This window comes from Streptomyces sp. NPDC026659 (assembly GCF_040638245.1).
Classification (GTDB): domain Bacteria; phylum Actinomycetota; class Actinomycetes; order Streptomycetales; family Streptomycetaceae; genus Streptomyces.
Map to the genome: position 1 here is coordinate 122875 of NZ_JBEZXY010000003.1, position 13662 is coordinate 136536.

The following is a 13662-nucleotide window of genomic DNA, read 5'->3' on the forward strand; positions in this document are numbered from 1 at the left end:
CCCATGGCAACAACCACACCGGCCGGTGTGCGGGCTCACGCCAAGCACGGGGGAGGCGCCGACCAGGCCCCGATGACGCACCGGCAGATCATGGAGGCGCTCTCCGGACTGCTGCTCGGCATGTTCGTGGCGATCCTGTCGTCCACGATCGTCTCCAACGCCCTGCCGCACATCATCGGAGACCTCGGCGGCGGCCAGTCCGCCTACACCTGGGTCGTCACCGCCGCCCTGCTGTCGATGACCGCGGCCACGCCCCTGTGGGGCAAGCTGGCCGACCTGTACAGCAAGAAGGCGCTCGTCCAGATAGCCCTGGTCATCTATGTCGTCGCCTCCATGGCGGCGGGCCTGTCGCAGAACCCCGGCATGCTGATCGCCTGCCGCGTGGTGCAGGGCATCGGCGTCGGCGGTCTGTCCGCCCTGGCGCAGATCGTCATGGCGGCGATGATCTCCCCGCGCGAGCGCGGCCGTTACTCCGGCTACCTCGGCGCGACCTTCGCGGTCGCGACCGTCGGCGGCCCACTGCTCGGCGGTGTCATCACCGACACCTCCTGGCTGGGCTGGCGCTGGTGCTTCTACGTCGGCGTCCCCTTCGCCGTCATCGCGCTGATCGTGCTGCAGAAGACCCTGCACCTGCCCGTCGTGAAGCGGGACGTCAAGGTCGACTGGGGCGGCGCGTTCCTGATCTCGGCGGCCGTCTCGCTGCTGCTGGTCTGGGTCACCTTCGCCGGTGACAAGTACGACTGGGTCTCCTGGCAGACCTACGCGATGGTCGGCGGCTCGATCGTGCTCGGCGCGCTGTTCGTGCTCGTGGAGGCCAAGGCGAGCGAGCCGATCATCCCGCTGCGGCTGTTCAAGAACCGCACCATCACGCTCGCCTCGCTCGCCTCGCTGTTCGTCGGCGTCGCGATGTTCAGCGGCACCGTGTTCTTCAGCCAGTACTTCCAGCTGGCCCGCGACAAGTCCCCGACCATGTCGGGCGTGCTGACCATTCCGATGATCGGCGGCCTGTTCATCTCCTCGACCGTCTCGGGGCAGTTCATCACCCGCACCGGGCGCTGGAAGGCGTGGCTGGTCAGCGGTGGCGTCCTGGTCACGGCGGGCCTGCTGCTGCTCGGCGGCATCCGGTACGACACGGACTACTGGAAGATGGCCATCTTCATGGCCCTGCTGGGTCTCGGCATCGGCATGATGATGCAGAACCTGGTGCTCGCCACGCAGAACCAGGTGTCCCCCGCGGACCTCGGCTCCGCCAGCTCCACGGTCACCTTCTTCCGCTCCCTCGGCGGCGCGGTGGGCGTCTCGGCGCTCGGCGCGGTGATGGCCCACCGGATCACGCACTACGTCAAGGACGGCATCTCCGCGCTCAGCCCGAAGTACCAGGCCGCGCTGGCCGGTTCCGGCTCGACCGACACCATCCCGGACATGAACAAGCTGCCCGCGCCGCTGCGCACGCTCATGGAGAGCGCGTACGGCCACGGCATCGCGGACGTGTTCTTCATCGCCGGTCTCCTCGCGGCGGTCGCCTTCCTGATCACGCTGTTCATCAAGGAGGTCCCGTTGCGGACCAAGGGCGCGCTGGCGCAGAGCGCCGAGTCCGAGGCCCCGATCGACCCGGCCGCCGCTCCGGTGGTCGCCGAGTCCCAGGAGGTCCCGGTGCTGGTGGGCGCCATCGGCGGGGCCGATGCGCAGGCCGACGGCACGGCTCCGGCCGCGGTCACGACGACCACTGCCGCCGCCTCCGTCGCCGAGTCCCAGCCGGGCACCGGTACGGGCACCCCGGTCGGCGGGCATGTCCGGGGCGCGGAGAGCGCGCCGGTCCCGCAGGCCGCCGTCACGCTGATCTCGCTGACCGGGCGCCAGCTCGGCCGCGCGGTCGCCCAGGCCGACGGTTCCTACGCGCTCAGCGCGCCGGGCACCGGCTCGTACGTCCTCATCGCCTCCGCCGACGGCTACCAGCCGCAGGCCGCCACCGTCGTGGTGGGCGAGGAGCCGCTGACCTACGACATCCTGCTCAGCGGCACCAGCGGCCTGACCGGTGTGGTCCGGGCGGCCGGGAACGCGCTGCCGGTCAGGGACGCGATGGTCGTCGTCACCGATGTGCGCGGGGACCTGCTGGCCTCCGCCGTCACCGGTGAGCAGGGCGAGTTCGGCTTCACCGACCTGGTGCCGGGCCCGGTCACCGTCGCGGTCAACGCGCTCGGCTACCGGCCGCGTGCGCTGCCCGTCGAGGTCGCGGCCACCGGCGTCACCCGCGTCGAGGCCGAGCTGGACACCGGCGCGCTGCTGCGCGGTGTCGTACGGGCCCCGCACGGGGCGCTGGCCGACGCCCGCGTCACGCTCGTCGACCAGGCGGGCAACGTGGTCGGCACCGCCACCACCGGGGCGGACGGCGCGTACGCCTTCACCGACCTGGACGCGGGCGACTACACGGTCATCGCGACCGGGTACCCGCCGGTGGCCACCGCGCTCACCGTCTCCGGCACCGGGGCCGACGGGCACGACATCGAACTCGCCCACCCGGGCGAGTAGTTCACCGGCCGGCCCGTGGCATGCGTCACGGGCCGGCCGCTTTGATCGACACGCGCGAGCACCGCGCAGGGAGAAGAAGAACGGGATGGCACTGACCGCGAGAATCCGCACCCGCGACGGCTGGGCCGTGTCGCACGCGGTCGTCACGGTGACCGACATGACCGGCACGCAGGTGCTGCGGGCCGAGGCCGACGCCGACGGCGCCGTGCACGACACGACCGTGCTGGCCCCGGGTCCGTACACCGTGATCGTGACCGCCGTGGGGTACGCGCCCGCCGCCTCCAGTGCCTTCGTCACCGCGAGCGGGCGGGCCGAGGCGGGCACGGTGACGCTGGCCCGGCAGGGCGGCACCGAGCTGCCGCCGCCCGGACCCTGGACCATCGACCCGGTGCACTCCACCGTCGGCGCCGTCGCCCAGCACCTGGGGATCTCCAGCGTGCGGGGCCGGTTCACGGAGTTCGGCGGGAGCATCGAGATCGCCCCGGACGACCTGGCCAAGTCCCGGGTGGAGGCGGTGATCCGGGCCGAGTCCATCGACACCGGCAACACGATGCGCGACACCCATCTGCGCTCCGCCGACTTCCTGGACGTGGAGCACCACCCGGAGCTGACCTACCGCTCCTCGGGCATCACCCAGGCGGGCCCCGACCGCTGGACCGTGCACGGCGAGCTGTCGATGCGCGGGGTGCTGCGGCCGGTCGACCTGGACCTCGCCTACCTCGGCACCGGCGCCGACCCGTGGGGCGGCACCCGCGCCGCGTTCCGCGCGACGGCCGAGCTGCACCGCGACGACTTCGCGATGAACTACAACCAGATCCTCCAGGCGGGCATCGCCGCCATCGGCACCACCCTCCGCGTGGAACTCGACATCCAGGCGGTCCAGGGGGACACACTGCCCGCGCTCTGACGCGACGCGCCTTCGACCCGGCGCACGAATCCGACACGGCCCGGCCGGGGCGCACCCCGGCCGGGCCGCTGTAGTCCTAGGCTGCCGCCATGCCGAATATCGCGACGAACACCCGCGTGACGCTCGACGAGCTGCTGGACTTCGTACGCCCCCGCCACCGCGGGATCCTGCTCACCCGGCGTGCCGACGGCGGGCCCCAGGGGTCCCCGCTGACCTGCGGGGTGGACGACTCGGGGCGGATCGTGGCCGCCACCTATCCCGAGCGCGCCAAGACCCGGAACATCCGGAAGGACCCCCGGGTCAGTGTGATCGTGCTGAGCGACGACTGGAACGGCCCCTGGGTCCAGGTCGACGGCACCGCCGAGGTCATCGACGCACCGGACTCCCTCGAACCGCTGGTGGAGTACTACCGCAACATCGCGGGCGAGCACCCCGACTGGGACGAGTACCGGCAGGCCATGATCCGCCAGGGCAAGTCCGTGATCCGGGTGACGCCGGAGCGGTGGGGTCCGGTGGCGACGGGCGGGTTCCCGGCGCGGCTGGTGGAGGGCGACTAGCTCTCGCCGCTCAGCCGCGTGCGACCATCGCCTCGATGCCCGCGATCAGCAGGTCCAGGGCGAAGGTGAAGTCGCGGTCCATCATCTCCGCGACCGTGTCGCCGCCGCGTGCCGCCATCAGTTCGCCGGCCTCCTGGAACATCTCGGCGGTGCCGGGGACTTCGGAGACGGTGGCCATGGCCTGCGCGAAGTACTCGTCGGGGCTCAGGCCGGTGGCGGCGATGCGGGCGAAGAAGTGGCCCTCGATGGTGCCGAAGCCGTAGACGAACTGGAAGACGGCCGAGATCGCCCCCGTCACCCCGTGCGCGGGCAGGCCCGCCCGGCGCACCGCGAGGCGGATGCCCTGGGAGAAGGCGAGCGAGTTCGGGCCGATGTTGAGATAGCGGCCCGCGAGCGGGGACAGCCAGGGGTGGCGCACCAGCAACGAGCGGTAGGCGGTGGCCAGTTCGCGCAGCTGGTCGCGCCAGTCGGCGCCGGTGTCCTCGAAGTCGGGCAGCGGCAGCTCGCCGAAGGCCGCGTCCAGGGCGAGTTCGAGCAGGTCGTCCTTGGTGTCGACGTACCAGTACAGGGACATGGCAGTGACGTTCAGCTCGGCGGCGAGGCGCCGCATGGAGAACTTCTCCAGTCCCTCGGCGTCCAGCAGCCGTACCGACGCGGTGGTGATCCGCTCCCGGTCGAGCCCCGAGGGCTGGCCCGCGCGGGTGCCGCGCCGCTCCTTGCCGCCGAGCCACACACTGTCCCGCGCCGACCGCTCCGCCTTCACCATCGGCGCATCCTCCTCGTCGCTCTCCCGGTCACCGGTCACGATGCCAGACCCGTCGCCCGGCCCTCCGGCCGCATACCCACATCCTCCGCCCCTCAGGCCGCCGTGCGCTCCGCGCGCCGCAGCAGCCCCGCCGCCAGGAACCCGCCCGCGAGCACCGCGGCCGCGCCCACCAGCTGTCCTTCGCCGAGCCCGGCCGACAGCGAACGCCCCGAGACCACGGCGGAGCTGAGCACCGCGCCGAGGACGGCCACCCCGAGCCCGTTGCCGAACTCGGCGAGCGTGCCGTTGATCCCGGCGCCGACGCCCGCCTTGTCCGGCGGGATCGCGCTCATGATGGCGTGCGCCATGGCCGGGTTGGCGAGCGCGCACCCGGCGCCGATCAGCACGAGCCCGAGCAGTGTGCCGCCGTACCCGGCGGAGGCCAGCTCGGCGATGGAGACGAGACCGGCCGCCATCAGCACCATGCCCAGGGCTATGGCCACCGGCGTGCCCAGCTTTCCGGCCCACTTCGCGGACAGGCCCGAGAAGTTGAGCGCCACGACGGTCAGGGCGAGCGGCGCGGTGCGCACCCCGGCCTCCAGCGGGCCGTAGCCGAGCACGAACTGGAGGTGCTGGGTGAGGAGGAACAGCGCGCCGCCCATGCCGAAGGTGATGAGCACGACCCCGGCGACCGCGCCGGTGAACCTGCGGTCGCGGAAGAAGTGCGGGTCGAGCATCGGCTCGGGGACCCGGCTCTCCCAGTACGCGAAGAGGGCCAGGACGAGCACGGCCCCGGCCGCCGTGGCGAGGACGCGGGGAGAGGTCCAGCCGTGGTGCGGGCCGGAGATGACCGCGAACACCAGGGCGGCCATGCCGACGGTGGACAGCAGCGCGCCGAGCAGGTCGGGACGGCCGCCGCGCGCCTCGGCGGGCACCGCCTTCGACTCGGGCACGAGGGCCGCGACCGCGATCAGGCCGAGCACGGCGACCGGGATGTTGATCAGGAAGATCGCGCCCCACCAGAAGTGGTCCAGGACGAAGCCGCCGATCAGCGGGCCGACCGCGAAGCCGAGCGAGTTGACCGCCGCCCAGATGCCGATCGCCCTGGGCTGTTCCGCGGGCGTGAAGATCTGCATGACGACCGCGAGCGTGGTGGTGATCAGCAGCGCGCCGCCGACGCCCATCCCGGCCCGCGCGGCGATCAACTGGCCGGTGCTGTCGGCGAGTCCGGCCACCAGCGAGCCGGTGCCGAACACCGCGAGCCCGGCGAGCAGCATCTTCTTGCGGCCGAAGCGGTCGGCCGCGCTGCCCGCCGTGAGCAGCAGGCCCGACTGGACCAGCGAGTACGCGTTGATCATCCACTGGATGTCGGCGGTGCCCGCGTGCAGCAGGCGGGTGAGCGAGGGGATGGCCACGTTCAGCACCGTGTTGTCCAGCAGCACGGTGAGCTGGGCCAGGCAGATGACGCCGAGGATCAGCCAGCGGCGGGAGTGTCCCTCGGGTGCCCGGGGAGCGGGGGGTGCCTGGGGCGTCCGGGGTGCGGGCGGCTCGGGGGAGGCGGACATACTGTACACCGTATAGCGGGCGCTATACGGTGTACAGCGGAATTGCCTCCGCGGTGCCGGGGTCAGCTCTTCTTCGGCCGGGTCAGGTCGTAGAAGGTGGCCGAATCGACCGTCACCTTCGTGAAGTTGGCCTCGACCCAGGTGGAGATGGCGGACGCGGTGCCGCTGCCGCCGCGACCACCCTCACCGCCACCCATGCCCATACCGCCGCCCATGCCGCCGCCCGCGATGAAGTAGTGGATCCTGCCGTCGGTCACGTACTTCTTGAACTGGGCGAGCGTCGGGGACGGGTCGGTGCCGTTGAAGCCGCCGATGGCCATCACCGGATCGCCGGTGGCGAGCTGGTAGCTCGCGGCGTTCTGCGAGCCGGTGGAGGCGGCGACCCAGGTGTAGGCGTCGGCGTCCGTCTCCAGGAGCTTCTTGGCCTTGGCGGAGACCTTGGCGCCGTCGAGCAGGCCGCCCATGCCCCCGCCCATCCGGCCGCCCTCGCCCATCGAGAGGCCGCCCGGGAAGCCGGTGCCGCCCCGCTGGCCCTGCGCCGAACCGTTGCCGTTCTGGCCGGGCATGCCGCCACCGGGGAAGCCGTTGCCGTTCTGGCCGCCACCCGGCATTCCGCCGCCGCCCGGGAAGCCGCCGCCGTTCGGCGCGCCCTGGCCGTTTCCGCCGGGCATCCCCTGCCGGTTGCCGCCCGCTCCCGCCATGCCCTCGCCGAAGGCACCGAGGCCACCGCGCCGGCCGCCGAAGCCCATCATGCTCGCGCCCGCCGGACCCGCCGTCGGAATGGAGCCCGTGTGGGCCGAGTCGACCGTGCTCAGCGTGAACGCCGTGGGACCGGCGAGCGCCGCCGCCAGGCCGAGCCCGGCCGCGCCGAGGGCGAGCGGGCGGCCCACCCGGGCGACGAAGACCAGACCGAGCGCGGCCACGAGCGCGCCGACCAGCACCAGCCACTTCAGCCAGGGCAGATAGTCGGGCGTGCGGTTGAGCAGTACGTATCCCCACGCGCCCCCGGCCACCGAGGCGGCGGCCAGGACGAGAGCGGACCAGGTCTCCTTGCGCCGCTCCCACAGCAGCCCGGCGCCCATGCCGGTCACCGCGCCGAGGTACGGGGTGAGGGCGACCGTGTAGTACTGGTGGAAGATGCCCGCCATGTAGCTGAAGACCACCATCGTGATCAGCAGCGAGCCGCCCCAGACCAGGAACGAGGCGCGGGTGACGGACGTGCGCTTCAGCTTGCGCGTCGCCCACAGGCCCGCGACCAGCAGGATCAGCGCGGCCGGGAGCAGCCAGGAGACCTGGCTGCCGACCTCGGAGCCGAACATCCGGTCCCAGCCGGTCGTACCCCAGGCGCCGCCCCCGCCGGGGCCGCCCCGGCCACCGCCGCCGACGCTGCCGGTCTCCTCGCCGTTGAGGCGGCCGAGGCCGTTGTAGCCGAAGGTCAGCTCCAGGAAGCTGTTGTTCTGCGAACCGCCGATGTACGGGCGGGAGGACGCGGGCCACAGCTCGACCACCGCGACCCACCAGCCGCCCGAGACGACGAGCGCGCCGGTCGCGAGGGCGAGCTGCCCGAGCCGCTTACGCAGGGGCGTGGGCCCGCAGACGGCGTAGACCAGCGCCAGCGGCGGCAGGATCAGGAACGCCTGGAGCGTCTTGGCGAGGAACGCGAAGCCGATCGCGACACCCGCCCACACCAGCCACTTCGTCCGCCCGTCCTCCACCGCGCGGACGACGAAGTAGCAGGCCAGCGCCATCAGCAGGGCCAGCATCGCGTCCGGGTTGTCGAACCGGAACATCAGCGCCGCGACCGGGGTCAGCGCGAGCACCGCGCCCGCGATCAGACCGGAGGCCGGGCTGAACCGGCGCCGTACGGACGCGTACACGACCGCCACCGCGCCGACGCCCATGAGGACCTCGGGCAGGAGGAGCGCCCAGGTGTTGAGCCCGAAGATCCGGACCGACAGCTCCATCGGCCACAGGAACGCCGAGGGCTTGTCGACGGTGATGGCGTTGCCCGCGTCCAGCGAGCCGAAGAAGAACGCCTTCCAGGACTTGCTGCCCGCCTGCACGGCCGCCGCGTAGAAGGAGTTGGAGTAGCCGTTGGAGCCGAGGTTCCAGAGGTAGAGCAGGAAGGTCGCGGCCAGCAGGCCGAGGAAGGCAGGGCGCGCCCAGGCCGGGTCCTCGGGCCGGCCGCGCCACGCCCTGCGGGCGAACGGGGGCCGGGGGGCGCCGGGTTCGGATGCCGGGGCGGGCACCTCCGGCGGGGTGAGCCGGTCGTACTGCGTGGTCATCGGGTGTCCCCCGGTCGGGTGGTGGTCGAGTGCGGGGCGGTCTGGTCGTCGTACGGGGTCGGTGGGGCGTACGGGGTGTGGGGGTCGTAGGTGGTCTGGGTGGCATACGCGGCGTGCGGGGCGTGGGACTGCTCCGGGGCGTACGGCGGCTGGGCGTCGTAGCCGCCGTACTCGTGCCGCGCCGCGAGGCGGTGCGGGAGCGGCTCGGCCGGGGTGAACGGCTCGAAGGGCGCGCTCTGTTCGGTGGGCGGGGCCGGCCGCGGTGCCTGCTCGGAGCGGTCCGGGAAGACCCAGGCGCGGAAGAGGAGGAAGCGCAGGACGGTGGCCGCGAGGTTGGCGGCGATGAGGACCGCGAGTTCGGTGGAGTGCGCGGGGTGCGTGGTGGCCGCGCTCAGGGCGGCCAGGGAGCCGCTGGTCAGGGCGAGCCCGATGGCGAAGACGACCAGGCCCTGCGCCTGGTGCCGTACGGCCCCGCCCCGGCCGCGCACGCCGAAGGTGAGGCGGCGGTTGGCGGCGGTGTTGGCGAGTGCGGAGAGCAGCAGGGCGACGGCGTTGGCCACCTGGGAGCCGGAGAACTGCCGGAAGACGCTGTAGAGCAGCAGATAGAACAGCGTGGACAGGCCGCCGACCACGCAGAAGCCGACCAGCTGGCGGGCAAGCCCGCGGGGCACGTCGGAGATCTCGCGGTCGCGCGGGTCGTCGCCGAAGGGGCGGGCGAGGCGGTCCAGCGGGAGCGAGCCGGTGGCGAGCGCGCGGCCGACGCGCCAGACGCCCTTGAGGTCGTCGGTCGCGGTGCGCACGATGTGCACGGTCGAGTCCGGGTCGTCGACCCAGTCCACCGGCACCTCGTGGATGCGCAGCCCGGCCCGCTCGGCCAGCACCAGCATCTCGGTGTCGAAGAACCAGCCGGTGTCCTGCACCAGCGGCAGCAGGATCTGGGCGACGTCGCGCCTTATGGCCTTGAAGCCGCACTGCGCGTCGGAGAAGCGGGCCTGGAGCGAGCCGCGCAGGATCAAGTTGTAGCCACGGCTGATGAACTCCCGCTTGGGGCCGCGCACGACCCGGGAGGCCCGGCTGAGCCGGGAGCCGATCGCGAGGTCGGAGTGGCCGGAGATCAGCGGGGCCACCAGCGGGAGCAGGGCGTTGAGGTCGGTGGACAGGTCGACGTCCATGTAGGCGAGGACCGGCGCGTCGGAGGCGGACCACACTGTCCGCAGGGCGCGGCCCCGGCCCTTCTGCTCAAGGCGGTGGACGGACACTTCGGGGAGGGCGGCGGCGAGGCGGGCCGCGACGAGCGGGGTGGTGTCGGTGGACGCGTTGTCCGCGACGGTGATGCGGAAGCCGTACGGGAAGGTGCGGGTCAGGTGCTCGTGCAGCCTGAGCACGCACGGTTCGAGGTCCTTCTCCTCGTTGTAGACCGGGATGACTACGTCCAGGACCGGCGTGCCCGCGGCGTCGGCGGGGAGGTGCTCCCGCGCCGGCAGGGTGCCGGGAGAAGAGTCGCTTCGCATGGAAGTGACTCTTGTCAGGCGCCCTGTCGCGCAGGTGTGGTGACGCTGTGGTCCGACTGTGAGTGAGGCCATTGTTCCGGTTGACCCGGCGTCAGGGGCAGTCGAACGGTGAACACCGTGCGGCCCGGGACGCTCTCCACGTGCACGTCACCGCCGTGCGCGAGGACGACGGCCCGCACGATGGCGAGGCCCAGGCCGGTGGAGCCGGTGGCGCGCGAGCGCGCCGAGTCGCCCCGCGCGAACCGTTCGAAGACGTGCGGCAGCAGCTCGGGCGGGATGCCCTGGCCGTTGTCCTCGACGTCCACGCACATCCAGGCGCCCTGCCGGCGCACCCGCGCGGTGATCGTGGTGCCCGGCGGGGTGTGCTTGCGGGCGTTGCCCAGCAGGTTGACCAGCACCTGGTGCAGCCGGGCGGCGTCTCCGGTCACGAGCGCGGGCTCGTCGGGCAGGTCGAGCCGCCAGTTGTGGCCGAGCCCGGCCGCGCGCGCGTCGCTGACGGTGTCCACGACCAGCGGGATCAGGTCGGCCGGCTCGAACTGGAGCGGACGGCCCGCGTCCAGCCGGGCGAGCAGCAGCAGGTCCTCCACGAGCAGTGTCATCCGCCCCGCCTCGGACTCGATCCGGCCCAGCGCGTGCCGGGTGTCCGGGCCGACGGGTTCGCGGCCGCGCCGGGTCAGCTCGGCGTAGCCGCGTATCGAGGCGAGCGGGGTGCGCAGCTCGTGGCTGGCGTCGGCGACGAACTGCCGTACCCGCGTCTCGCTCTCCTGGCGGGCGTGCAGGGCGCCGTGCACATGGTCGAGCATCCGGTTGAGCGCGACGCCGACCCGGCCGACCTCGGTCTGCGGGTCGCACTCGGACTCCGGGACACGCTCGCTGAGGTTCACCTCGCCGCTGTGCAGCGGGAGTTCGGAGACCCGGGTGGCGGTGGCGGCGACCTTGCGCAGCGGGCGGGTGGCCACGCCGACGATGACCGCCCCGGCCAGCGAGGCGGCGACGAGTCCGGCGAACGTGACACAGACCTCGACCAGGATCAGGGTGTCCACGGTGTCGTCGGCGTCGGCGGTCGGCAGGGCGACGTAGAACTGGTCCGTGCCGTTGCTGCCCGTGGTGAACCGTACGAGGTAGTCGCCGAGTCCCGGCAGGTGCACGGTGTGCGGACTGTGGTCCCGGGACACCGTGGACAGCGCCGTGACCTGTTCGTCGGTGAGCGCTGTCGCGCGCATCTGGTACCTGTTGAGGGTGTCGCTGTGCTCCACGGTCCGGGCGGCGACGACCACCTGGCCGTCCCGCACGAACCCGGCGACGGTCCCGCGGCGCGTCGGTCCCGTGGTGAGCAGCGTGCGGACCTTCTGGCCCGGGGTCGACATGTCCCCCGCGGTACCGGCTCCGTTCCCCGGATCGGTGTCCCCGATGCCGGGGAGCTGGAACGGGCGGAAACCCGCGCGCTGGGCGACCTCCCGCACCTGGCCGTCCAGCTGGTCGTACAGATGCTCGTGCAGGGCCAGCGTGGTCACCGTGCCGATCACCGCGGCCACCACGGCGATCAGCGCCACGGACGCGAAGACGAGCCGGGTCCGCAGCGTGCGCGGCCGCGCCGTCAGGCGACCGCCGGTCCCTCGCGGCCGCCGACGCCCGCTCATGACACGGCGGCCATGACCGCTCATGACACGGCGGGCTTGATCAGGTAACCCGCGCCGCGCCGGGTGTGGATCATCGGCTCCCGGCCCGCGTCGATCTTCCGGCGCAGATACGAGATGTACAGCTCGACCACGTTGGCCTGCCCACCGAAGTCGTACGACCAGACCCGGTCCAGTATCTGCGCCTTGCTGAGCACCCGGCGCGGGTTGCGCATGAGGAAGCGCAGCAGCTCGAACTCGGTCGCGGTGAGGTGGATGGAGTCGCCGCCCCGCATCACCTCGTGGCTGTCCTCGTCCAGGGTCAGGTCGCCGACCACCAGCATGGAGTCCGACCTCCGGTCGGCGGCCCCGGAGCGGCGGATCAACCCGCGCAGCCGGGCCACGACCTCCTCCAGGCTGAACGGCTTGGTCACGTAGTCGTCGCCGCCCGCCGTGAGGCCGGCGATCCGGTCCTCCACCGCGTCCTTGGCGGTGAGGAACAGCACGGGCACGTCGGGCAGTTCACGGCGCAGCCTGCTCAGCACGGTCAGGCCGTCCATGTCCGGCAGCATCATGTCCAGGACCACGGCATCGGGCCGGAACTCCCGCGCGGTGCGCAGCGCGCCCTGACCGTCCCCCGCGCTCCTGATCTGCCAGCCCTCGTACCGCAGGGCCATGCTCAGCAGTTCGGTGATGGACAGCTCGTCGTCCACCACCAGCACACGGACGGGGCTCCCGTCCGGCCTCAGCAGTTCGGTGCGCCCCTGGGGCGAGGTCGTGGTCATGGCGGAACCATGTCCGCGGCCTCTGAGAAGAGACTTTCGGGAATCTGTGATTTCACTGAGAAATGCGCGAGGGGTGATCGGAAAGGGGCCGATCGGGGGGTTGTTTGGGAAATGGGTGGGGAACGCTTGGGTGATTCATGGGGGATTGCCGTGCCCGTTCGGCGCAGGGCGGGGCAGGACGGCACCCGTCAGAAGAGGCCGTCCTGGCGGTTGGCCGACCCGGACGTGAACTTCCTTACCGGGATGATCGGTTCGCCGCTGTGCGACGGCTGTGGCGTGACGAGGTCCCAGCCGGTCATCAGCCGTGTGTCGAGGACGACGACTCCATGACCGGCGACAGCGAGGTGCAGATCGGGTCCGGCGACGGCGACGAGTTCACCGGCGAGGGTGCCGCCGGGGATCAGTTCGCGCACGTCGGCGAAGGCGGGTTCGGCCTGCTGGATGCCGAACGCCTCGATGTGGTCGACGACTTGGCAGGGAGCGGGGTCGAGGGACTCGGGCCAGGCGGGCAGAGCGCGGGCCCGAGCATGCAACTCACTCACTTCTCGCGCACGTTCGATGCCCGTCTGCGGCAACTGCGCCCGTACGGCGCGCTTCTCGGCGTACGGCACGCGGTCCGGCACGTTCAGCGCGGCGCGCAGCAGCTCCTCGGTGCGGCGGGCCGCCATCAGGGGACCGGTACCGAGCCAGCTGAAACAGACGGCGCCCTGTTCGAGCAGGCGCGCGGAACCCCGTTCGGCGGCCGTGATGCCGACCTTGGTCATGCCGGGGCCGAACCAGGCCAGATAGACACGGTACGGACGCGGATCGTCGGCCAGCGTGTCGGCGGCCACCGAATGCGCCCGGTCCAGCCGTGCGCACTCCTCGCACCGGGCACCGGTGCTCCGCCCCGACACCGCCGCCCGCAACGGGCAGTCGTTCCCGCGTGCGCCTACGCACCGGCGCGTCGTGCCCTCCGCCACGGCGAAGGCGACCCGCTTCCCCCGGGTCAGCGGGCTGCGCCGTCCGCCGTCCCACACCAGCGCGGGGCCCTCCGGGGTCCAGCGGAGGCCGGAGCATCTCCATACGCGTGCGGTAGCTGTCATCACGGTCGAGGGTAGGAGACGGCACCGACAGCACGGGCGCGCACCGGGTCACGGCAGCACGTACACCGGCACGCCGT

10 protein-coding genes are annotated in these 13662 nt (G+C 72.4%); 3 read left to right on the forward strand and 7 right to left on the reverse strand.

What is annotated here, in order from left to right; genetic code table 11:
- The first annotated feature begins 3 nt into the window (after positions 1-3).
- From AB0E91_RS09465 to AB0E91_RS09475, 3 genes are all read left to right on the forward strand, one after another.
- A complete protein-coding gene (locus AB0E91_RS09465) occupies positions 4-2529 on the forward strand; it encodes an MFS transporter (RefSeq protein WP_361777687.1) in 2526 nt (841 codons plus the stop codon).
- 85 nt (positions 2530-2614) lie between these two features.
- Positions 2615-3436 (forward strand): YceI family protein, encoded by an 822-nt coding sequence (locus tag AB0E91_RS09470; RefSeq protein WP_361777690.1) that lies wholly within the window; start codon positions 2615-2617, stop codon positions 3434-3436.
- Positions 3437-3525: 89 nt separating this feature from the next.
- A complete protein-coding gene (locus AB0E91_RS09475; RefSeq protein ID WP_161181732.1) occupies positions 3526-3993 on the forward strand; it encodes a PPOX class F420-dependent oxidoreductase in 468 nt (155 codons plus the stop codon).
- Between the two features lie 10 nt (positions 3994-4003).
- Here the strand turns inward: AB0E91_RS09475 and AB0E91_RS09480 are convergent, their stop codons facing one another.
- The 7 genes from AB0E91_RS09480 to AB0E91_RS09510 form a co-directional block, all read right to left on the reverse strand.
- Entirely contained in the window at positions 4004-4759 is a 756-nt protein-coding gene (locus tag AB0E91_RS09480) for a TetR/AcrR family transcriptional regulator (RefSeq protein ID WP_361779032.1), read from the reverse strand.
- Positions 4760-4851: 92 nt separating this feature from the next.
- Positions 4852-6303, reverse strand: coding sequence for an MFS transporter (locus AB0E91_RS09485; RefSeq protein ID WP_361777694.1), 1452 nt, complete (start codon positions 6301-6303; stop codon positions 4852-4854).
- Positions 6304-6365: 62 nt separating this feature from the next.
- Complete coding sequence (locus AB0E91_RS09490; RefSeq protein ID WP_361777697.1) at positions 6366-8588, reverse strand: glycosyltransferase family 39 protein; 2223 nt, start codon at positions 8586-8588, stop codon at positions 6366-6368.
- Positions 8585-10099, reverse strand: coding sequence for a glycosyltransferase (locus tag AB0E91_RS09495; RefSeq protein ID WP_361777700.1), 1515 nt, complete (start codon positions 10097-10099; stop codon positions 8585-8587). The genes AB0E91_RS09490 and AB0E91_RS09495 overlap by 4 nt, the downstream gene beginning before the upstream one ends.
- 14 nt (positions 10100-10113) lie before the next feature.
- Positions 10114-11739, reverse strand: coding sequence for a HAMP domain-containing sensor histidine kinase (locus AB0E91_RS09500; protein ID WP_361777703.1), 1626 nt, complete (start codon positions 11737-11739; stop codon positions 10114-10116).
- Between the two features lie 20 nt (positions 11740-11759).
- Complete coding sequence (locus AB0E91_RS09505) at positions 11760-12500, reverse strand: response regulator transcription factor (protein WP_361777706.1); 741 nt, start codon at positions 12498-12500, stop codon at positions 11760-11762.
- A 188-nt stretch (positions 12501-12688) separates the two neighbouring features.
- Positions 12689-13585 (reverse strand): DUF2797 domain-containing protein, encoded by an 897-nt coding sequence (locus AB0E91_RS09510; protein ID WP_361777709.1) that lies wholly within the window; start codon positions 13583-13585, stop codon positions 12689-12691.
- Between the last annotated feature and the right edge of the window lie 77 nt (positions 13586-13662).